Below are 1590 nucleotides of genomic sequence, written 5' to 3' on the forward strand. Positions count from 1 at the left end.
CGGGGCGACCGCCCCACCCGGGTACGCCCCGGCCACCGCCGGCCCACCCCCCGGGTACGGCTCACCGGCCGGCCCCTGCGGGTACGGCCCGCCGGACGGGTCCCGGTACGGCCCGGCCGGCTGGTCGGCGGAGGTGCCGAAGGTGGCCGGCACCGCCGTACGCCGTTCGTCTCCAGGGCCGGTCATCCCGCGCCACCTCCCGTCGGTGCCGACGCGTACACCGCCGGGCCGTGTTCGCCGTCGAGCGGGAAGAGTTCCCCGCCGGCCTGCCGTACCCCGTCGACCGCCGGCCCGCACAACTGCGGCAGCAGCTCCGCCGGCCCGGTGACCCGGACCAGGCCCCGCAGGTCGAGATCCTCACCCGGCCCGTTCGTGGCCACCGTCAACGACACCGTCACCAGCGACGCCGGCAGGGTCTCCAGCCAGCCGAGCATGGCCGCCGCCCGGTCGACGGGCGGCCAGCGGCGGATCCAGAACGTGCGGTGCGCGTGCGGGCCGCAGTGCCACGCCGACCACTCCTCACGGACCCCGGCCGGGGCGCCGGGGGTGAAGCCGCAGGACCGGCCGACGGCGGCGAGCAGGCCGTGCGCGTCCAGCAGCCGGTGCCCGACCCCGTTGCGGCGCAGCGACCTGCCGGTCTGCCGGGCCAGCGCGGCCACCACCGAGGGGGCGACACCCAGGTCGACCGCGTAGTCGCCGACCGCCTCGGCCAGCGCGCGGGCGTCCAGCCGGACCGCCACCCAGGTCGACCGTCCGGCCGGGACCGGGGTGCCGCCGAGACCGGCCAGCAACTGCCGGTAGGACTCCCGCGCCGGGGCGGTCGGGTCGTCACTCGGACCGCCGGCGGGCACGGTGCTGGTCACCACCTGGAGCACGGTGCCCGGCTGGCCGGACTCGGCCAGCGCGGTGGCCAGCACGTCCAGCGGCAGGCCGGCCGGCGCGTCACCGGTCGGCCCGGAGCCGTCGACGGCGGCCACCGCGAACCAGCCGGCGTCGTCGCGGGCCACCCCGATCCGGGCGCCGTCGGCCATCGTCACGGTGCCCACCGACAGGCCGGGGGCGAGTCGTTGCAGGGCGTCCAACCCCGGGTCGGCGGCGACCGGGACCGCCGCGGCGGCCCGTCGCCGCTGGTGCCGGGCCAGCGCCCGCCTCTCCAGCCACCAGCGGCCCCGCGAGCGCAGGAACACCACGGTCAGCAGGAGTACGCCGCACAGCGCGGCGACGACCAGTACCGGCATGCCGAACAGTCCACTGGCGAGGACGCCGAGCAGCACCGCCTCCAGCAGCAGCAGTTGCAGCACGTGCAACTCGCCGATCCGGCCGGGCCGGCGGCGGGGAGCCAGGTGTACGCGGGCGTCGGGGCCGTCCGGCCGGAGTGCGGCACCTGCCGGCCGTGGTGCTCCGGTCATCTCCGGCTGCCCCCCAGACGCCTCGACCCGTTCGGCCCGCCCACGGCGGGCCGCCCTCATCATAGGAACCCGACGCAGCGCCCCGGGGCCCGTGGGTGGGCGGCCCGGGTCAGTTGACCCGGAAGCCGATCCGGGGGTCGGCCGCCGCGCCGGACCGGTACGCGGCGAGCGCCGGCTTGTC

1 protein-coding gene and 1 pseudogene are annotated in these 1590 nt (G+C 78.3%); both read right to left on the minus strand.

The features are described 5' to 3' along the window. Positions 1-186 (minus strand): annotated as a pseudogene (locus ACOJTC_RS29175) (hypothetical protein); the annotation flags it as partial. Continuing rightward, the gene (locus ACOJTC_RS29180) at positions 183-1409 is read right to left on the minus strand and encodes a type VII secretion protein EccE (protein WP_420119292.1); all 1227 of its coding nucleotides are present in this window, start codon (positions 1407-1409) and stop codon (positions 183-185) included. The pseudogene ACOJTC_RS29175 and the gene ACOJTC_RS29180, both read right to left, overlap by 4 nt. Positions 1410-1590 lie beyond the last annotated feature (181 nt).

This window comes from Micromonospora sp. (genome assembly GCF_048594385.1).
Classification (GTDB): domain Bacteria; phylum Actinomycetota; class Actinomycetes; order Mycobacteriales; family Micromonosporaceae; genus Micromonospora; species Micromonospora wenchangensis.

What these genes read in the sequence shown, in the direction of transcription:
- ACOJTC_RS29180 (WP_420119292.1), bottom strand. Translation starts at nt 1,409, where the DNA reads ATGACCGGAGCACCACGGCCGGCAGGTGCCGCACTCCGGCCGGACGGC.